Origin of the sequence: Sphingomonas pseudosanguinis (assembly GCF_014196255.1) — a bacterium.
GTDB classification, from domain to species: Bacteria; Pseudomonadota; Alphaproteobacteria; order Sphingomonadales; family Sphingomonadaceae; genus Sphingomonas; species Sphingomonas pseudosanguinis.
Genome location: NZ_JACIDH010000017.1, coordinates 1 through 19,263, shown reverse-complemented (window position 1 = coordinate 19,263; position 19,263 = coordinate 1). Strand labels below are relative to the sequence as shown.

Annotated in this window: 18 protein-coding genes; 5 read left to right on the top strand and 13 right to left on the bottom strand. The window is 68.0% G+C overall.

Translation table 11 applies throughout. From position 1 onward, the window contains the following. Positions 1 to 224 precede the first annotated feature (224 nt). Complete coding sequence (mgtE, locus tag GGR48_RS14655) at positions 225 to 1,676, bottom strand: magnesium transporter (protein WP_221211530.1); 1,452 nt, start codon at positions 1,674 to 1,676, stop codon at positions 225 to 227. A 93-nt stretch (positions 1,677 to 1,769) separates the two neighbouring features. Here mgtE and GGR48_RS14650 point away from each other — a divergent pair, with 93 nt between their 5' ends. Next, positions 1,770 to 2,225 carry a peptidylprolyl isomerase gene (locus tag GGR48_RS14650; protein WP_183952589.1) on the top strand — a complete coding sequence of 152 codons (456 nt, stop codon included), beginning with the start codon at positions 1,770 to 1,772 and terminating at the stop codon, positions 2,223 to 2,225. A 215-nt stretch (positions 2,226 to 2,440) separates the two neighbouring features. On the opposite strand, the gene GGR48_RS14645 is transcribed toward GGR48_RS14650, so the two are convergent. Continuing rightward, positions 2,441 to 3,223 (bottom strand): crotonase/enoyl-CoA hydratase family protein, encoded by a 783-nt coding sequence (locus GGR48_RS14645; protein ID WP_183952650.1) that lies wholly within the window; start codon positions 3,221 to 3,223, stop codon positions 2,441 to 2,443. Between the two features lie 61 nt (positions 3,224 to 3,284). Between GGR48_RS14645 and GGR48_RS14640 the strand changes: the two genes are divergently transcribed. Continuing rightward, positions 3,285 to 3,695 carry a PaaI family thioesterase gene (locus tag GGR48_RS14640; protein WP_244954866.1) on the top strand — a complete coding sequence of 137 codons (411 nt, stop codon included), beginning with the start codon at positions 3,285 to 3,287 and terminating at the stop codon, positions 3,693 to 3,695. Next, positions 3,692 to 4,108, top strand: a complete 417-nt coding sequence (locus GGR48_RS14635) for a PaaI family thioesterase (RefSeq protein WP_240456191.1) — start codon at positions 3,692 to 3,694, stop codon at positions 4,106 to 4,108. The genes GGR48_RS14640 and GGR48_RS14635 overlap by 4 nt, the downstream gene beginning before the upstream one ends. Positions 4,109 to 4,217: 109 nt before the next feature. On the opposite strand, the gene GGR48_RS14630 is transcribed toward GGR48_RS14635, so the two are convergent. The 7 genes from GGR48_RS14630 to GGR48_RS14600 form a co-directional block, all read right to left on the bottom strand. Then, positions 4,218 to 5,012, bottom strand: coding sequence for a GDSL-type esterase/lipase family protein (locus GGR48_RS14630; protein ID WP_183952587.1), 795 nt, complete (start codon positions 5,010 to 5,012; stop codon positions 4,218 to 4,220). Next, positions 5,009 to 8,440: a glycosyl hydrolase 2 galactose-binding domain-containing protein gene (locus GGR48_RS14625; protein WP_342354553.1), complete on the bottom strand. Its 3,432-nt coding sequence runs from the start codon at positions 8,438 to 8,440 to the stop codon at positions 5,009 to 5,011. The genes GGR48_RS14630 and GGR48_RS14625 overlap by 4 nt, the downstream gene beginning before the upstream one ends. 207 nt (positions 8,441 to 8,647) lie before the next feature. Further along, positions 8,648 to 9,895 carry an adenosylmethionine--8-amino-7-oxononanoate transaminase gene (locus tag GGR48_RS14620; protein WP_183952586.1) on the bottom strand — a complete coding sequence of 416 codons (1,248 nt, stop codon included), beginning with the start codon at positions 9,893 to 9,895 and terminating at the stop codon, positions 8,648 to 8,650. Then, positions 9,892 to 10,512, bottom strand: a complete 621-nt coding sequence (gene bioD / locus GGR48_RS14615; protein ID WP_183952585.1) for a dethiobiotin synthase — start codon at positions 10,510 to 10,512, stop codon at positions 9,892 to 9,894. The genes GGR48_RS14620 and bioD overlap by 4 nt, the downstream gene beginning before the upstream one ends. Then, complete coding sequence (locus GGR48_RS14610) at positions 10,509 to 11,618, bottom strand: 8-amino-7-oxononanoate synthase (protein WP_183952584.1); 1,110 nt, start codon at positions 11,616 to 11,618, stop codon at positions 10,509 to 10,511. The genes bioD and GGR48_RS14610 overlap by 4 nt, the downstream gene beginning before the upstream one ends. Positions 11,619 to 11,781: 163 nt before the next feature. Then, complete coding sequence (locus tag GGR48_RS14605; protein ID WP_183952583.1) at positions 11,782 to 12,510, bottom strand: class I SAM-dependent methyltransferase; 729 nt, start codon at positions 12,508 to 12,510, stop codon at positions 11,782 to 11,784. Between the two features lie 4 nt (positions 12,511 to 12,514). Then, positions 12,515 to 12,898 carry a GtrA family protein gene (locus GGR48_RS14600; RefSeq protein WP_183952582.1) on the bottom strand — a complete coding sequence of 128 codons (384 nt, stop codon included), beginning with the start codon at positions 12,896 to 12,898 and terminating at the stop codon, positions 12,515 to 12,517. 130 nt (positions 12,899 to 13,028) lie between these two features. Here GGR48_RS14600 and GGR48_RS14595 point away from each other — a divergent pair, with 130 nt between their 5' ends. Then, on the top strand, positions 13,029 to 14,798 hold the full coding sequence (locus tag GGR48_RS14595; RefSeq protein WP_183952581.1) for an AcrB/AcrD/AcrF family protein: 1,770 nt from the start codon (positions 13,029 to 13,031) through the stop codon (positions 14,796 to 14,798). 129 nt (positions 14,799 to 14,927) lie between these two features. Here GGR48_RS14595 and GGR48_RS14590 read toward each other — a convergent pair whose 3' ends face one another. From GGR48_RS14590 to GGR48_RS14575, 4 genes are read right to left on the bottom strand one after another with little or no spacing between them, the layout of a single operon-like run. Next, on the bottom strand, positions 14,928 to 15,551 hold the full coding sequence (locus GGR48_RS14590; RefSeq protein WP_183952580.1) for a MarC family protein: 624 nt from the start codon (positions 15,549 to 15,551) through the stop codon (positions 14,928 to 14,930). 4 nt (positions 15,552 to 15,555) lie between these two features. Then, on the bottom strand, positions 15,556 to 16,434 hold the full coding sequence (folD, locus tag GGR48_RS14585) for a bifunctional methylenetetrahydrofolate dehydrogenase/methenyltetrahydrofolate cyclohydrolase FolD (RefSeq protein ID WP_183952647.1): 879 nt from the start codon (positions 16,432 to 16,434) through the stop codon (positions 15,556 to 15,558). Positions 16,435 to 16,448: 14 nt separating this feature from the next. Further along, on the bottom strand, positions 16,449 to 16,751 hold the full coding sequence (locus GGR48_RS14580) for a DUF167 domain-containing protein (protein WP_183952579.1): 303 nt from the start codon (positions 16,749 to 16,751) through the stop codon (positions 16,449 to 16,451). Next, positions 16,751 to 17,062, bottom strand: coding sequence for a YggT family protein (locus GGR48_RS14575; protein WP_183952578.1), 312 nt, complete (start codon positions 17,060 to 17,062; stop codon positions 16,751 to 16,753). The genes GGR48_RS14580 and GGR48_RS14575 overlap by 1 nt, the downstream gene beginning before the upstream one ends. Before the next feature lie 123 nt (positions 17,063 to 17,185). Here GGR48_RS14575 and GGR48_RS14570 point away from each other — a divergent pair, with 123 nt between their 5' ends. Next, a complete protein-coding gene (locus GGR48_RS14570; protein ID WP_183952577.1) occupies positions 17,186 to 19,042 on the top strand; it encodes an AsmA family protein in 1,857 nt (618 codons plus the stop codon). Positions 19,043 to 19,263: the final 221 nt, after the last annotated feature.

The window sequence follows — 19,263 nt, the reverse complement described above, 5'->3', positions numbered from 1 at the left end:
AAGCATGGCGCGGGAGGACCGCTATAGTTTTGATTGGGTGAAAAATTCCTCCCCTGCAAGGGGAGGTGGCAGGGCGAAGCCCTGACGGGGGGGTGTCGCCCTCTCGATAGCGAGCGGTAGGCCGGATTGCCCCCGGCAATCCTCGAACCCGCGGGGCGGGTTCGACCTACCACTCCCCTCCGACGCGCTGCGCGCGCCACCTCCCCTTGCAGGGGAGGAATGATTCAGCCCGTCAGCCCCGCTGCCGTGGCCAGTCCCAGAAACGCCAGGAAGCCGATCGAATCGGTCGTCATCGTCACGAACACCGACGACGCCACCGCCGGGTCGGCATCGAAGCGGTCGAGCGTTACCGGCACCAGCACCCCCGCCAGCCCGGCGACCAGGATGTTGGTCATCATCGCCGCCGCGATCACCAGCCCGAGCGCAGGGTTGCCGAAGACCAGGCTGACGCCCACCCCGATCACCGCCGCCACGGTCACGCCGTTCATCATCGCCACGCGAATCTCGCGCATGATCGCGCGCGCGGTGTTGGACTGGGTCAGCTGGTTGGTCGCCAGCGCGCGCACCGTCACCGCCAGCGTCTGCGTCCCCGCATTGCCGCCGACGCCCGCGACGATCGGCATCAGCGTCGCCAGCGCCACCATCCGCGCGATCGTCCCCTCGAACGCCGCGATCACCGAGGAGGCGACCATCGCGGTGATCAGGTTGGCGAGCAGCCAGCGGACGCGGCTCTTGTAACTGTCGAGGATCGGCTCGTTGATGTCGCCCTCACCCGCGCCCGACAGGCGCAGCACGTCCTCGCCCGCTTCCTGCTGGATGATGTGGACGATGTCGTCGACGGTGATCATGCCGACCAGCCGCCCGCTGGCATCGACCACGGCGGCGGAGATCAGCGCATATTTCTGAAAGCGCAGCGCGACCTCTTCCTGGTCCATGTCGACCGGGATCAGCGTCTGTTCGCGCTTCATCACGTCGCCGATCGCGATCCCGCCGGGTGCGCGCAAGATCCAGGACAGCTGGCAGGTGCCGATCGGGCGGTGGCCAGGGTCGACGACGAAGATTTCCCAGAAGTCGGTGGTCAGTTCCTCGTCGCCGCGCAGGAACTCGATCGTCTCGGCCACCGTCCAGTGCTCGGGCACCGCGATCAGCTCGCGCTGCATCAGGCGGCCGGCGGACTCCTCGGGGAAGGACAGCGCCTCCTCGATCGCGGCGCGGTCGTCGGGGTCGAGCGCGCGCAGCACCGCGCGCTGCTCGTCCTCGTCCATGTCCTCGATGATCGCGACCGCGTCGTCGGTGTCGAGTTCGGACGCGATGTCGGCGACTTCATGCGGTTCGAGCGCCTGGATCAGCTGCTCGCGCACATAGTCGTTCATCTCGGCGAACACGTCGCCGTTCAGCAGGTCGGCGACCGCGCGCGCCAGATTGACGCGTTCCTCGTCGCCGACCAGCTCGAACAGGTCGGCGATGTCGGCGGGATGAAGCGGCTCGACCAGCGCGCGCGCGCCCTCGTCGTCGCCCGCCTCCAGCGCGTCGAGCACGGCCGTCACATATTCGGGCTTCAGCCGGTCGTCCTCGTCCAGCTGGGTCTCGGGCGGCAGGGCGTCGGTTTCGAGTTCGGGGAGTTCGGTGTCGCTGATCTCGGCCTCCCTCGCTGGACCATGCCGGAATTGGTACATGAACGCGGTGTCACGCCTCTATCGCGAGGCGTCTGCATTTGCCAGCGGGCACGGGAATGCCTACCTGCGGCACATCAACCAAGGAAGACCCTTATGGCCGAGACTTTTTCCAAGCTGACCCTGACGCTCGAGAGCGGCGATGTCGTGATCACGCTGCGCCCCGACCTGGCGCCCGAGCATGTCGCGCGCATCGGTGGCCTCGCCAATGAAGGCTTTTACGACGGCGTCGTGTTCCACCGCGTGATCCCCGGCTTCATGGCGCAGGGCGGCGACCCCACGGGCACCGGCATGTCGGGTTCGGACAAGCCGAATTTGAAGCAGGAGTTCAACGCCGAGCCGCACGTACGCGGCACCTGCTCGATGGCGCGGACCAACGATCCGAACTCGGCCAATTCGCAGTTCTTCATCTGCTTCGACGACGCGCGCTTCCTCGACCGTCAGTACACGGTCTGGGGCCAGGTCGAGAGCGGCATGGAACATGTCGACGCGCTCCCCAAGGGCGAGCCGCCCCGCAATCCGGGCAAGATTTTGGAGGCGACCGCGGAGTAATTTTCGCGAGCCGGATGGAACGGGGGAGTCTCGCAAGAGGCTCCCCCCTTTTTGTTTGGCCCTACTCCCAGCCAAGCAACACGCCCCTCCCGCAGGCGGGAGGGGATGGGGGAGGGAAAGGCCACAAGCGACAGTCTCTATGAGACCCCCTACCCTCCCCAACCCCTCCCGCCTGCGGGAGGGGCTATCGTTTGGGGTGAGGGAACGGCTCCCACTCAAACGTCGCGAAACACCGGCCGCCGCCGCTCCATGTTCGCGCGCACTGCCTCGCGGTGGTTCGCGCCCTGCATCAGCGCCACCTGCTCGGCGCTCTCCATCGCCAGCATCTCCTCCGGCGCGGACCCCATCGCCCCGAACAACCGCTTGGCGCTTCTCACCGCATCGGGGCTGCGCTCGGCGATCTTGGCGGCCAACGCCAAAGCCTCAGCACGAGGGTCCTCGACCAGCCGCGTCACGAATCCCGCCGCCTGCGCCTCGGCCGCATCGAACTCGCGCGCGATATAGACCCATTCGCGCAACACATCCTCGCGTATCCCGTGCCACAGCGCGAAGCCGCCCATGTCGGGGACGATCCCCCAATGCACCTCGCGAATCGCGAACCGGGTGGCGGGATGGGCCAGCCTTATGTCGGCGCCCGCCATGATCTGCGTGCCTCCACCGAACACGACACCGTGAACCGCCGCGATCACCGGCACCGGCAGGGTGCGCCAGCCCCAGGCCACCTGCTGCACCAGATTGGCCGGGCCATGGGCCCGCGTCGACAGGTCCAGCCCCGCCAGATCGCCCCCCGCCATCGCCGCCATGTCGAGTCCGGAGCAGAAACCATCCCCCTCGCCCGACAGCACCACCACGCGCAGGTCAGCGCGCACCGCCAGCGCATCGATCGCCTCGGCCAGCGCATCGAACATCGCGCGATCGATCGCGTTCAGCTTCTCCCCGCGCGCCAGCCGGACATCGGCGACGCCGTCCGTCATCTCGATCGTCACCCGGTCCTGCACCATCGCTCTCCTTTTGCGCTTGTCGCATGCTGGTGTAGACCATCGCCTTATGGGGTTCGATATGGAACGCTTCGTCGCAATGGGTGGCCTGGGCGGCGGGCATGGACGGCATCTGGGCATCGGCTACCGCGCGCATGGCGAGGACTGGGCCGAGCTGGCGCTGCCCTATGACGCGCGGCTGATCGGCGACCCGGCGAGCGGGGTCATCGCCTCCGGCCCGATCGTCGCGATGATGGACATGGCGACCAGCGTCGCGGTCTGGTTGAAGCGGGGCAAGTTCGAGGCGCATGTGACGCTCGACCTGCGTGTCGACTATCTCCGCCCCGCCGTGCCCGACCGCACGGTGATCGGGCGCGGCGAATGTTACCGGCTGACGCGCAGCATCGCCTTTGTCCGGGGCATCGCGCATGACGGCGACCCCGACGATCCGGTCGCGCATGTCGCGGGTACTTTCATCGGCATGGCCGCATGAGCGCGCCCCGGACCGCCATCGGGCAGGCGATGGAGCTGCCGCCCTATGCCGAATGGCTCGGCTGTTCGATCGATTGGGTCGAGGGTGATCCGCACCTCGTCATGCCGTTCGGCGAGCATGTCATGGGCTGGCCGGGGCTGCTGCAGGGCGGCGCGATCGCCGGGCTGCTGGAGGTCGCCGGCATCGCTGCGCTGACCCACCGGCTGGCGGGTAACGGCACGGCGCGGATCAAGCCGGTGACGATCACCACCAATTACTTGCGCACCGGGCGTGACCGGCATCCGACCCGCGCGGTCGGCACCATCCTGCGGCTTGGCCAGCGGACCGCCAATGTCGAGGCGGTCGCCTGGCAGGAGGATCGCGACAATCCGATCGCGACCGCGCGGCTGAACTACCGCATCCTGCGTGGATAGGCTGCCCTCATTCCTCCCCTGCAAGGGGAGGGGGACCATGCGAAGCATGGTGGAGGGGGGTCCCCGGTAGTTATACTTGGCCCTGAGCTGCCACCGGGACACCCCTCCGTCAGGCCTTTGGCCTGCCACCTCCCCTTCCAGGGGAGGAATGAGGGAATGCCGATCGGGGCTGAGGCTTGGCCAAGGCCTGCTTGATCGCGGCATCGGCGACCGGCGCCATCGCGGCATAGCCCGCCGCATTGGGATGCACCCCGTCGGTGCCGTAAGCGGGGTTCAGCGCGTCGCCGACATGTAAGGCAGACCAGTAATCGGCATAGGTCGCGCCCACCCGCTTGGCATAGTCCTTCAGCCACGCATTCAGCGTCGCGATGCGCGGCGCGGTGGCTAGGCCCGGCTTCCACTCGAAATGATCGGCGGGCGGGATCGAGGCCAGGATGACGCGGATGCCGTTGGCCTGCGCCAGCTCGACCATCGACATGATGTTGCCCTCGACCTGCGCATCGGTCGTCGGGCCGGTATTGCCCGCGATGTCGTTGGTGCCCGCCATGATCTGTACGACGGCGGGCTTCAGGTCGATCACGTCCTGGCGGAAGCGCAGCAGCATCTGCGAGGTCGTCTGCCCGCTGATCCCGCGCCCGATGCGGCCGGGCACGAAGAATTGCGGCATCTTGCCGACCCAGCCCTCGGTGATTGAATCGCCCATGAAGACCACCCTTGGCTGCCCCGCCACGGGTGCCGCCAGCTTGGCGTTGTCGTCGCGATAGCGCGCCAGATAGGCGAAGTCGTTATGCAGCCGCTCCTCCCATTCGCGGGTCCAGCGTTGTGCATCGGTTTCCTTCTGCTGCGAGGCGGCGGGCGTGGCGAGGGTCAGCGCAATAAGCGCGGCCAGGACCAGCCGGCTCACGGGCGCAGCTCGGTGCCGGTCGCGGTGACGTTCCAGCCGCGAAGCGCGACCATCGGCTTGTCCGCCTTGGCGCTGGGATAGCGAATCTCGATCACGCGGGTCTCTCCGGGCAGCAGGGTGACGTAATTGTCGCTGAAATAGGCGGGCAGGATCTGGGTGCCGTCGGCGTTGACGAGCGTCAGCTTGGTCTCGATCGCGGGCACCGCGCCGTTGTTGGTCAGCGTCACGCTCGCCAGCGCCTCCTCGCCCTGTCCTTGCATCGTCGCGCTCGCGGTGACGTTCGCGGCACCCATGCCGGTCAGCGCGCGGTAGCCCGCATCGTCGGCCGCCTGCCAATAGCTGTTGGTCGACAGCAGCTGCCCGCCCGCATCGGTCGCCTCCAGCCGGACCAGAACGGCACCGCGCTTCATCGCGTTGGCGAGGTCGAGCGTGAAGACGGGCGTCACCCCCTCGCCATTGGCCACCAGCTTGGCCTCCTGCTCGCCCTCGGATCGGCCGTCGAGCCCGACGATCTTCGCGCGCACCTGCACGCCCTTCAGCGCATCGCGGGTGTTGTTGACCAGCACGACGCGGTGGTCGGGCAGGTTCATCTGGACATGGACCGGCTCGGCCGCCTTCTTCACGCCGTAGAAGGCGGCATGGGTGTCATAGTCGGACGAGAAGATCTGCCACGCAGAGGAGGGCCAGGCGGGTTGGGTCATCCACAGCATCCGGCCGGAATTCTCGGTCCAGAGGCCCGCATTCATCCCCTCGAAGATGGCGCGATAGGATTCATACTCCATCATCTGCGCCTTGCGCTCGAAGTCCTCCAGCCCGGTGGCGGGGCCGAAGCGGCGTTCGAGCACATCCATATAGCTCTTCACCGCGCCGTTCCCGGTCTGGTGCCAGTCATGATAGGCCCAGACATCGCCGATCGGCCAGCGATCCGCCTCGGCCGGGATGGTTCGCTTCCAGGATTCCAGGGTGGGGAGCGAGGGTGTGCCGACCTCGACCGAGAAGCCCTTGGCGTGCGTCGTGAAATACTCGACCGGCGGCCGCCAGTTATAGGGGCCCGAGCCTTGCAGGTTCACCGCATTGGACGAGGGCATATAGAGCCGCGTTCCGTCCTCGGCGCGCAGAAGGGTGTCGAGCCCGGTGTTGAGGATCGGCTGCGGCACACCCTCGTTCCGGCCGAACCAGGCGACGATCGAGGGATGGTTGCGATAGCGGCGCACCACGTCCGCAGCGTTGGCGAGGAACAGCTGCGGGTCCTCGGCCTCCATATTGTAATCCTGGGTCGACTCCCAGAAGTCGGACAGGACCATCAGGCCGTACTCGTCGGCCAGATCGAAGAAGATCTCCTCGGTATTCTGCCCCACCCAGTTGCGGATGATGTTGAGGTGCGCGTCGCGGTGCAGGCGGAAGAACGGCTCCAGATGCGCGCGGTCGACGCGCTTCATGAAATCGTCCATGCCGATATTGCCACCGCGCGCCGCGATGCGGACGCCGTTGACGCGCAGGACAAGATAGGGGGCGAGGCGCGGATCATCGGTCAGCTTGGCGACCGCCGCCGACTGGTCGCCGCCCGGCGTGAAGCTCATCGCCCAGCCGTTCGCCGTCTTGCGGATGCCCTTGTGGCTGGTGTCCACCACCTTCGGCCCGCCGCGCACGCGGTTGAGGTCCAGCGTCACCCGCTCCAGATCGCCGTCATCGTCGAACAGCGACAGGTCATAGGTCACCTGCCGCATCCCGAAGCGAAGCGCCTTGCTGTCCGACAGCGCACCGTCGACCGCCGCCGTCAGCGCCAGATCGTGCAGCGCGGGGTCGCCATAGCCGTTGGGCCACCAGAGACGCGGGTTCTTCACCGACAGCTGCGGAAACTCGGCTGGCGACAGGACGGCGCGAACCGTCTGGCCCGGCGCCACCGTCACCGGCTTTTCGACGACGACATCGTCGAACACCGCACGCACCGTCGTCGTCACCGGCGCCTGGCCGTTATTGGTGACGGGCACCGCGATCTCGACATCGGCGACCGAATTGTCGGGCTTGGGCAGCGTCGTGACCACTTGCGGGTCGCCGATCACCGCCGGGCCGGTCGCGGCCAGCGTCACGCCCTGCCACAGCCCGGTGTTGCGATCGCGGACGCTAGGAATCCAGTCCCAGCCCTCGGTCGCGACGAAGGTCGGGCCGTCCATCATCTGGACGCCGCCATTCTCACCGACGCCAGCCGTCATCGACTCCTCATGCGCGAGGCCGGGATGCGGCGGCGGCGAGACGCGCACCGCAATCGCGTTACGCCCGGCGGCCAGCGTCACGGGGAAGCGGCCGCGGATGAAGGCGCCCTTCATCGTGCCCATCATCCGGCCATTGACCCAGACCTCGGCCGAATAGTTCACGCCGTTGAAGGTCAGCCACATGGTCCGCCCGGCGGCCTCTGCGGGCGTGTCGAACTCGGTGCGATACCAGTAATCCTGCCGTGCCAGCGTCTCCGGGATCGCCAGATTGTTGAGCCCGACCGCCGGATCAGGATAGACGCCGCGATCGACCAGCGTGGTCAGTACCGTGCCGGGCACGGTCGCGGCATACCATTTGCTCGCGTCGAAATTGCCCTGCGACAGGTCCGCGCCGCCGGGGCCGACCTTGGCCGCCTCGATCAGCCGCCAGCCATTGACCGCCCATTGGCCGGTCGCTGTCGAGACGAGCGCGGCGTCCTTGGACTCGGGCTTGGCGGTGCCGCTGGTCGGAATCGGGGCCTTGGACTGGGGCAACGTCCAGGCGTCCTGCGGCGCGGTCTGCCCCTGCATCTGGCGGGTCTGATAGGGCCAGCTCGGGCTGCCGGTCTGGAGCGCCAGTTTCGCCGGATCGGGTGCCCGCCTGGCGGCGACGCGGATGGCGAGCGGATCGACCGCCTCGCGCACCATGCGGAAGTCGATGATCTTGCCCGCGAAGATCGGCTGATACTCACGCGGGGCCAGCGTCGCGACGCCCGCCAGCGGCGCCAGCGTCAGCCCGCGCTGCACCACCTGACGGCCGTTGACGAACAGCCGCACGACCTTGCCATCATAGCTGGCGGCGATGTGCGTCCATTTGTTGCGATCGGCGTCGCCGCCGCCCTGCACCACCCCCGCCTCGGTGACGAGCGCGGGCTGGCCGTCGACCAGCGCGAGATAGCGGCGCGGGCCGCTGGCGGGATCGCCGAAGCCGCCGATCAGCATCGTCGTGCCCTTGCCCATCACGCTGCGCGGCTGGACCCAGGCGGACAGCGTCCAGTTGGTTGCGGCCACCGGGGCACGATCGATCGCGCGGGTGTAGGACGCGCCGCCCGGCGGCAGATCGGCGTTGATCGGCCCCAGGGGTTGCGCAGGCACGCTCGTCTGCGCCGGGGCCGCGAGGCTCCACATCAGCGCCGTCATCGATGCCAGAGCCCCCATCGCTCTTGCCGCCGCCACGCCCATGCCTGCTCCTTTTGAATCGCCGCGGGATAAAGCAAATGAAAAGCCCTAAAGTCAAAGGGCGCGGCATCTGTTCCTCCGCTGAGAGGGGAGGTGGCAGGCCGTCAGGCCTGACGGAGGGGTGTCCCGCTCTCGAAAGGGTTACACCCCTCCGTCACGCTTCGCGCGACACCTCCCCTTCCAGGGGAGGAATACTGAGGGTACCTAACCCCCGAAACGGTCGATCGCCTCGCGGATGCCGGTCCAGACTGTACCGAGTTGTTCCGGCGTGATCGAATAAGGCGGCATCACATAGACGGTGTTGCCCATCGGCCGGACGAGCAGATTGCGCTCACGGAAATGTGCCAGCAGCCGGGGGGCAAGGTCGGAGAGATAGTCCTGCCCCGCGCCCAGCTCGAACGCGGCGATGGTGCCGAGCTGGCGGGGACTATGTACCGCGCCCTCATGCGCGATGCCCGCCAGATGCGCCGCCTGACGCTGGGCGAGCGTATCGATGCGGTCCTGCACCGGCTCGTCGCGCCAGATCGCCAGATTGGCCGCCGCCGCCGCGCAGGCGATGGGGTTGGCGGTGTAGCTGGACGAGTGAAAGAACTGTTTCGACCGATCGGTCTGCGACCAGTGCGCCTGAAAGATCGGATCGGTCGCGAGCGTCACCGCCAAGGGCACCGCGCCGCCGGTCAGCCCCTTGGACAGGCAGAGAATGTCGGGCACCACCCCCGCCTGATCGCAGGCGAACAGCGTGCCGGTGCGCCCCCAGCCGGTCATGATCTCGTCGGCGATGAACAACACGCCATACTGCGCGCAGATGTCGCGCATCGCGGCCAGCGTCTCGGGCGCGTAGAGCAACATGCCGCCTGCGCCGAGCACCAGCGGCTCGACGATGAACGCCGCCGCGCCCGCCCGGCACTCCGCCTCCAGCGCGTCGAGCGTCGCCTGCATGTCGCTGGGAAAGGGGATGGTGCCGACATCGAACAGCAGCGGCGCATAGGCCTGGTTGTACACGCCGCGCGCGCCCACCGACATCGCCCCGATCGTGTCGCCATGATAGCTGTGTTCGAGGACGAGGATGCGGTGGCGCGGCTCGCCCCGGTGGAGCCAATAGCCCAGCGCCATCTTCAGCGCGACCTCGACCGCCGTCGATCCGGAGTCCGAGAAGAACACCCGCGTCAGTTCGGGCGGGGTGATCCGCACCAGCTCGGCGGCGACTGCCTCGGCGGGTTCATGGGTCCACCCTGCGAAGATGATCTGGTCGAGCTTGCCGGCCTGGGCAGCGATGGCGGCGCTGATGCGCGGATGGTTGTGGCCGTGCGTCGTCACCCACCAGCTGGAAATGGCGTCGATCACCTCGCGCCCGTCGACCGTGGTCAGGACCGCGCCGCTGGCGGTCGCGATCTTGGGGATCGGTTCGCCCAGGCCATGTTGGGTGAAGGGGTGCCAGACGGGCGAGGTCATCGGAAATCCTCGATGTCGAAATTCGCGGCGAACGCCTCCGCCAGTGTCTCGCGATTGAGAACGTCCAGGCGCGGCAGGCGGCCGAGCCGCTTCACCCCGGCGATCGCGGCGATGGTCGCCTCGCTGTCCTCGACGCCTTCGCCGACGAATGCGATGCCGAGGATCGGCACCCCGCGTGACCGCAAGGCCTCGATCGACAACAGGCTGTGGTTGATCGTCCCCAGCCCCGTCCGCGCGACCAGCACCACCGGGCGGCCCCAATGCGTGAACAGGTCGGCGAACAGCATCTGCCGGGTAACGGGCACCAGCACCCCGCCCGCCCCTTCTGCGACCAACGGCCCCTCAACCTGCGGCAGCGCCAGTCGCTCGCGATCGATCGTCACCCCATCGATCTCGGCGGCGCGGTGCGGCGAGCAGGGGGTCTTCAACCGATAGGCGGAAGGCAGCACTGGCCGCCCGCTGAGCCGCGCGACCGTCTCGGCATCGCCATGCCCGTCCTCGTCGGTGCCCGCCTGGACGGGCTTCCAGTAATTTGCCCCGAGCGCGCCGGTCAGCGCGGCGGAAAAGACGGTCTTGCCGATCTCGGTATCGGTGCCGGTGACGATGATGGCGCTCATGCCAGAACCTCTTGCAATGCGTCGTCGAGCGCGCGGATGTCCGCCGCCTCGACATTCAGGGTGATGGACAGCCGCAGCCGCGCCGCGCCCACCGGCACGGTCGGCGGGCGGATGCCGCGAATATCGAAACCGCGCGCCTGCAACGCCTGCGCCGCGCGCATGGTGCGGCCATTGTCGTGCAGGATCAGCGGCATGATCGGCGTGCCCCCCGCCAGCGCGCCATGTTTCGCCAGACGCTCGCCCGCCAGCGCGATCCGATCGTGCAGCGCGGAGCGGCGCTCGGGCTCGTCGGCCAGGATGTGCAGCGCCTCGCGTACCCCGCGCGCCATCAGCGGCGAGGGCGCGGTCGAGAAGATGAAGCCCCGCCCGCGATTGACCAGATAGTCGCGCACGATACGCGGCCCCGCGACCAGCGCCCCCTCGCATCCCATCGCCTTGCCGCAGGTGTGGAGGGTGACGACCCGCTCGCCGGCGATGCTCAGCCCCTGCCCCCGGTCGCCGAAGACGCCGGTGGCATGCGCCTCGTCGACGATCAGCATGGTGTCGTGCCGCTCGGCCACCGCCATCAGCTCGGCGAGCGGCGCGGTGTCGCCGTCCATCGAATAGAGGCTTTCGACCGCGATCCAGACCGTGCCCTTGCCACCGCCCGCGCGCCACGCCCGGATCGCGTCGTCAAAGGCATTCGCATCGTTATGCGCCGCCGCCACGGAGCCGGCACGCGACAGTTTCATCCCCTCATGCATGCTGGCATGGACCAGCGCGTCATGGACGATCAGGTCGCCGCGCTGTGGCAGCGTCGCCATGATCGCGACATTGGCGGCATAGCCCGAGGAGAAATACAGGCTCGCCTCCGCGCCGAAGAACGTGGTGGCCTCGGCTTCCAGCGCCTCATGTTCGGGATGGTTGCCGCGCAGCAACCGCGACCCGCCCGAGCCGACGGGCACCCCCTCCGCGACCGCGCGCGCGATGGCGGCGGCGAGGCGCGGGCTGTTCGCCAGTCCCAGATAATCGTTGGAGGCGAAGTCCTTGCCCGCCATCGGGGCCAGCACCCGCAATCGGTCCCGCGCGGCCAACCGGGCCAGATCGGCGCGATGAAAGTCCAGCATGGGGGCTTCCGTATCGCCGTTAGGGGGTGAGCGGAACCCGGAAAGGTTGGGGATTCCCGTGGCCTTCGACTTCGCTCAGGCTGAACGGCGGTTTGTATTTGGGGCATATTCCCCAACTCCGTTCAGCCTGAGCGAAGTCGAAGGCCACGCCCCAACACCTACCTCAAACCGGCTCCGCCAAGGTCACGATCGAAACCCCCGGCGTCATCGGCGCGCGGCCGACCAGATGCCGCTCCAGCCGGAAGATCGCCTCGAACGCCTTGTTCAGCGGCGCGGGCGGCGGCGAGTCGTCGCTGTCGTCGCGCCCCGAAAGCCGCCCGGCGATGCGCGCGGCGGCGGCGAGCGGGAAGAGCAGCGAGTTGAAATAGGTCAGCTTGCGGGGTTTCAGCCCCGCCTTCTCGATCGCCGCGACCAACGTCCCCTTGGAATAGCGGCGATGGTGGTGGTTCACCACGTCATGCGCCGACCACATCCACTGATGCGCGGGGACGGCGATCAGGATCTTGCCACCGGGCTTCAGGCACGACTTCATCGCGGCGAGCGCGGCGACGTCGTCCTCGATATGCTCGACCACGTCGAGCACCGCGATCAGGTCGTACGCCCCGCGCTCGATCCCCGGCAGTTCGGGCAGCGGCGCGGCCTGGACCGGCTTGCCCAGCCGGGCGGACGCGATTTCGCGCGCGGCCGGGTCGATCTCGATCGCGTCGACGGTGCCGAAGCCTGCCAGCATCGGCAGGTTGTGCCCGGTGCCGCAACCGATCTCCAGGATACGCGCCTGGCCAGGCAACTTGCCATAGCGGGTCAGGTAATCGGCCAGGATGTCGCGGCGGGCGCGATACCACCAATGGGTGGAATCATGCGCGGCCATGCGGTCGTAAACGATACGGTCCATGAACTTATCCGAAGACCCATTGGCGGTTGAGCGCGAAGGTCGCGATCGGCGTGATCGTGACCACCGGGATCAGCGCGACCCAGGGTTGTTGATGCAGAAGCCCGGTGACAATCCACGTGAAAAGCGCATTCAGCACAAGCCCAAAGCCTTGCACCACCAGGAATTTCAGATGCTGCCTGCCGCTGGAATCGCGGGTGCCGTGGCCGCGAAAGCTCCAGGCGCTGTGCACGAAGAAGCCGAAGATCACCGCCACCAGAAAGGCCGGCGGCACCGCCAGCACGGCTTGTGTCTTCGGTAGCACCCAGGTGGTCAGCGGCAGATAGACCGCCGAATAGACGATCGTCGACAACCCGCCCGCGATCCCGAAACGGATGATCTGGCCCAGCATCCCGCTGTCCCGCCACCGCGCGATCCGATGCTGAAGAGTCGCCACGCCGCTACCTTGCCCCCGACCTTGCCCTTTGCGCCACCCGCGATAGAGCGGGCCCTGAGTCCTGCGCCTTAAGCCGCGGGCGGGTATGAGGGAAGCGTCTTTGGAACGTCTGCAGGACGAGATCGACCGCAACTGGCGGCAATGGGTGATGATCGTCTGGCTCGCGGTGACCGGCTGGTACCTTTATGACCGCTGGGGCCAGATCCGCTGGTGGTCGCTGGGCGACACCGACGACAATATCCGCCTGATGCAGGTGCGCGCCTGGCTGGACGGTCAGGGATGGTATGACCTGCGCCAGTACCGCCTCAATCCGCCGGGCGGCTTCGACATTCACTGGAGCCGTATTGTCGACCTGCCGATCGCAGGCCTGATCCTGTTCTTCCGCCTGTTCACCACCCCCGCCTGGGCCGAGCGAATCGCTTGCGGCCTGGCGCCGCTCTTGCCGCTGTCGGTGGTCATGCTGGCGCTGTCGGCGACGCTGCGCCGGCTGGTCTCGCCCTTCGCCTGGCCGGTGGGGCTGGGCCTGCTGCTGTGCGCCAATGCGACGATGCTGATGTATATGCCGATGCGCATCGACCATCATGGGTGGCAGCTCGCCATGCTGGCGGTCACCGTCGCGGGGCTGTGCGATCCCCATGCGCGGCGCGGCGGCGCGCTGGTGGGGCTGGCCAGCGCGGTGTCGCTGGCGATCGGGCTGGAGATGCTGCCCTATGCCGCGATGGCCGGCGCGATCCTGACGCTGCGCTGGGTCTGGGACCGGGCGGAGGCGCCCCGCTTGGCCGTCTATGCGCTGACCTTGGGCGGGGGGAGCGCCGCGGGGTTCGCCGCCTTCGCCTCCAACGCCAATTACGCCATGCGCTGCGACGCGCTGACCCCGGTCTGGCTGTCGGTGACGGTGGTCGCCGGCGCGCTGCTGTTCGTGATGGCGCGGGTCAATCCGGCGTCGCGCGCTGCGCGGCTGGGGCTGGCAGTGGTTGCCGGCGGGATCATCGCGGGCGGCTTCGCCAGTCTGTTCCCGCAATGCCTGACCCGGCCCGAACAGGTCAGCCCCGAGCTGCAACGCAACTGGCTGAATAACGTCCGCGAGGCCAAGCCGATCTACAAGCACCCCTTGCGCGTCGCGCTGCCGATGGCGATCATGCCGTTCTTCGGGATGATCGGCGCGATTGCCGCCGCCATTCGCTATCGGACGATGGGCTGGACCGCGATTGCACTGTTCACCGGCTTCGCCTGTGCCATGCTGTTGTGGCAGGTGCGCGCGGCCCCGGCGGGGCAGATGCTGGCGGTGCCGGGTATCGCGGCGCTCCTCTGGATGGCGCTGCCCTGGATCAACCGGCTGCGCTCGCCGCTGCTGCGCGTGCCGGTGATGGTCGCCGCCGTCCTGCTGCCGACGGGGATTGTCGCCGGGCTGATCCTGAAGAAGCTGCCCGCCGCGCAGGCCAATGCCTATGCCCAACGCGTCAACCGCGCGACCGGGCAGTGCGTGCGCACCTCGGTGCTGACGCGGGTCAACGCCTATCCCAAGGCGACGGTCTTCACCTTCGTCGATCTGGGCCCGCGCCTGATCGTGACGACGCATCACAATGCGATCGCCGGCCCCTATCACCGCAATGGCGATGCGATCCTCGACGTCCAGCACGCCTTTCAGGGCAATGAGGTGCGGGCGCGTGCGATCATGAAGCGGCACGGCGCGACGCTGTTGCTGATCTGCCCCGACATGGCCGAGTCGACCAATTACCGCGCGCGCGCGCCGGGGGGCTTTTACGACCGGATGGCGCATGGCTGGGTGCCGGACTGGCTGACCCCGCTGCCGCTGCCCAAGGGCTCGCCGCTGAGACTGTACCGGGTCAGCTAAGAAATTCCTCCCCTATAAGGGGAGGTGGCAGGCCGTCAGGCCTGACGGAGGGGTGTCCCGCTATCGAGAGGGTGACACCCCTCCGACGCGCTGCGCGCGCCACCTCCCCTCACAGGGGAGGAATAGCAATTACTTGAGGCTGGCCGTGACCCCGTCGATCACGAACTGCACCGCCAGCGCGGCGAGCAGCACGCCCAGCACGCGGGTGATCACCGCCTCGATCTTGGCGCCCAGCAGGCGCATCATCGGCCCCGCCGCCAGCAACGCTATCAGCGTCAGCAGCAGGATCGACACCATCGCGCCCAGCACGACCAGCGAGCCTTCCAGTCCCGAATTGCGGCTCATCAGCAGCATGACGGTCGCGATCGACCCTGGCCCGGCGATCATCGGCATCGCCATCGGGAAGATCGAGACGTCCTCCGCCTCGTGCGGATCGTCCGCGACCTTGGCCGCGCGGTCCTCGCGCCGCTGGGTGCGCTTTTCGAACACCATCTCCAGCGCGATCAGGAACAGCATGATGCCGCCCGCGATGCGGAACGCCGCCATCTCGATGCCCAGACCGTGGAGCAGCGCCTCGCCGAACAGCGCGAAGACGAACAGGATGATCGCCGCGACCATCACCGCGCGGATCGCCATCGCCCGGCGATGCTGCGGCGTCGCCCCCGCCGAGAGCCCCGCATAGATCGGCGCGCAGCCCGGCGGGTCGATCACCACGAAAAAGGTGATGAAGGACGAGATGAAGAGTTCGAGCACGGCCTTACAGTGCCGTCTGGTCGATCGCGACGCCCTCGCGCCGTCCCGCCGAGACCAGAGTGTTGCGCAGCAGGACCGCGATCGTCATCGGGCCGACGCCGCCCGGCACCGGGGTGATCGCGCCCGCGCGGGTCGCCGCCGTATCATAGTCGACATCGCCGACCAGGCCCGTCTCGGTGCGGTTGATGCCGACATCGATGACGCTGGCGCCGGGCTTGATCCACTCGCCCTTGACCAGGCCGGGCACGCCCACCGCCGCCACGACGATATCGGCGCGACCCACCACTTCGGCCAGATTGCGGGTGCGGCTGTGCGCCACGGTCACGGTACAGCTTTCGCCGAGCAGCAGCTGCGCCATCGGCTTGCCGACGATGTTGGAGCGGCCGACGACCACCGCGTCCATGCCCGACAGGCTGGGATGGATGCTCTTGAGCAGCATCAGGCAGCCGAGCGGGGTGCAGGGCACGAAGCCCTCGCTGCCCGTCGCCAGCCGCCCGGCGTTCACCGGGTGGAAGCCGTCAACATCCTTGTCGGGGTCGATCGCCTGGATCACCGCCTGCGCGTCGATCTGGCCCGGCAGCGGCAGCTGGACGAGGATGCCGTCGACGGTCGGGTCCTGATTGAGCTGTTCGACGAGCGTCAGCAGCGTCGCCTGATCGGTATCGGCGGGCAGGCGATGCTCGATGCTCTCCATGCCCGCTTCGCGCGTCGCCTTGCCCTTGGAGCGGACATAGACGCTGGAGGCCGGGTCCTCGCCGACCAGCACGACCGCCAGCCCCGGCGCCCGGCCGGTCTGTTCGCGGAAGGTAGCCACCTGGGTGGCGATGCGGGTGCGGAGGCCGGCGGCGAACGCCTTGCCGTCGATGATCGTGGCGCCAGTCATTGGGGTATTTGGGGTCATGGCTGATCGCCATAAAGCGCCTGGGCCAACCGCGCCAGTATGTGCGGGTCGCCGGCGACATGCAGGCGTTTCAACCGCGCCGTCTCGCCGGCGACGATGCTGACAGCGCGCTTGGGCACCCCGAAATGTTTGGCCACCAGCGGGATCAGCGCCGCATTGGCCGCGCCGTCGACCGGCGGCGCGGAGAGGCGCGCGGCGAAATGCTCCTCGGTCCCGGCGGTCAGCGCATCGCGACCGCCGCGCGGCGTCACCCGGACCGCGATATGGATGCCATCATCGCGCGAGGTCCAGGCAGGCATCAGCCGACGACGACCGCGCCCCCATACATCTGGTTGGCGATCGCGGTATCCAGGATCTTGCCCAGGATGATCACCGCCAGCAGCACGACCATCGGCGACAGGTCGAGCGCACCGAAATCGGGCAGGATGCGCCGGATCGGGCGATAGAGCGGATCGGTCATCTTCTGCAGCGCGTACCAGACCGAGCGGATGAAATCGTTCGAGGTATTGATGACGTTGAACGCGATCAGCCAGGACAGGATCGCCTGCACGATAATGATCCACCAGACGACGTTGAGGAGAATCTGCAAAATCTGAAGGATGAGGATCAACGGAGGACGCTCCCGATGGCAATTGGCCCTTATCTAGGGCGCGAGGCCTGTCGGGGCAACAATCACGCCCTCCGGTCCTGACGCAGGCGGAACGAACATTGGGGCCCGCGCGTCCCGCTTAACATGGAACAGGTGGCAGAGCGTCGGGGCAGGCGGCGGCATTGGGGGCGGATCGCGATCGGGGTGCTGATCGCCCTGCCCCTGATCCTGCTATTGGTGCTGGCGGTCTTTCCCTGGGGCATCCTGCGCGGGGCGGTCGCGCGCGAGGCGACGGCGCGGTTCGGCCGGCCGGTGACGATCGGATCGGTGCACCGGGTCGACGGCATCGGCTTTCATCCGGTAATCGCGGTCGAGGATCTGCAAATTCCACAGGCCGCCTGGGCGGGACAGGGCGATTTCGCGCGACTCGCGCGGGCCGAGATCCGCTTCTCGGTCTGGCCGCTGCTCAGGGGCGATTTCGTGCCCGAGGACATTCGCGTCTCCGGTCTGCGGCTGGCGCTGGTCCGCGACAAGCAGGGCCGCACCAACTGGTCGCGCCCCGGCGAGCCGCAGGGCGGCGGCAGTTCCAGCGACCTGCAAGGACTGGTCGTCACCGATGGCGTGGTCAGCTACCGCGACGCCAAGGAGGATCGCGAGGCCGTCGTCCGCATCGCCGCCGACCCCGATCACGGCCTGAGCGCCGAGGGGCAGGGCAGGATTCGCGGCGCCCCCGTCGCCCTGCGCTTCACCGGCGCACCGGTGCGGCCGGGGCCATGGCCCTTCAAGGCCGCGATCACCGGCGATCGGCTGACCATGAACGCACAAGGCACGATGGACCGGCCGCTCGACACCGATGCGATGACGCTCGACCTGACCGCGCGCGCCGATGACCTGAAGCGGATCGACGCGGTGATCGAGGCCGGGCTGTTCCAGACACGGCCCGTCCAGCTGTCCGCGCATGTCCGGCACGACAATCCGCGCTGGACGATCACCAATCTGAAGGGGCGGATCGGCCGTTCGGACCTGGCCGGGCGGCTCACGGTCGACAAGAAGGGCGGCCGGACGCTCTTGGACGGCGAGGTGACGGCGGGGCAGCTCGACTTCGACGATCTGTCCTCGGCACAAGGGCGCGCGGAGGCCGCCGCGCTGGAACGGCGGATCGGGCCGCGGCTGGTGCCCAATACCCGGATCGACATCGGCAAGATCGACACGACCGACGGCACGATCCGGTTCAAGGTCGGCCGGGTGGTCAGCGCGCAAGGCCCCTCGCCCATCACCGGACTCGCCGGGCGGATGACGATGGATCACCAGCGTCTGACCATCGACGACATCCGCATGTCCTTGCGCCAGGGCGTGGTGCGCGGTCAGGCGGTGATCGACCAGCGCGGTGGCCGCCGCGTGCCGCAACTGGCGCTGAACCTGCGGCTGTCGGGGGCCAATGTGCTGTCGCTGTCGGGGCAGACCGAGATCACCGGACAGGTCGCCGCGCATGCCAGGCTGACCGGCAGCGGCGAGACGGTGCGCGACGCGATCGGCCGCTCGAACGGTCGGATCGGGCTCGTCGTCGCCAACGGCACCCTGCCCGATCGCTATGCGGTGGCGCTGGGCTTCGATGCGGGGGCGGCGTTCATGGGCGATAGCGGCCGCGCGAGCTTACGCTGCATAATCCTGGGGGTGGACATGAAGGGCGGCACGGGGCGCGCCGATCCGTTGATCGTCGACACCTCGCGCAGCCGGCTGGAGGGGACCGGCACGGTGACCTTCCCCGAGGAGCGGCTGGCGCTGCGGCTGACCGGCGTGGCGAAACAGGGCGCGACGTTGCAACTGTCCGGGGCCGCCACGGTGACGGGGACGCTGCAAAAGCCCGACCTGGTCATTCCGCACGAAGTTCGGTCGGTCGGCAATATCTTCAAATCGATCGGCCGTGCGATCACCGGGGATACCGGACCGAAAGCGCAGAACGCACCCTGTGGAGCCTTGGCGCGGCAGGTGTTGCGATAAGGCCTAACTCCGTCTGCCCCCTACCTCCGTTCAGCCTGAGCGAAGTCGAAGGCCAAGGGAATCGAGTGGCTAGAGCGCGATGGCATTTCGACGTTAGCCCCTCCCCTTCAGGGGGGACTGTTTATCGTGGCTGCTTTTCGGGTTCTTCTTCGTTCTGGTGATTTGGGACAGGGAGGATGGCATGCGATGTCCGGTGTGTGAGGGAACGGACCTGATCAAGC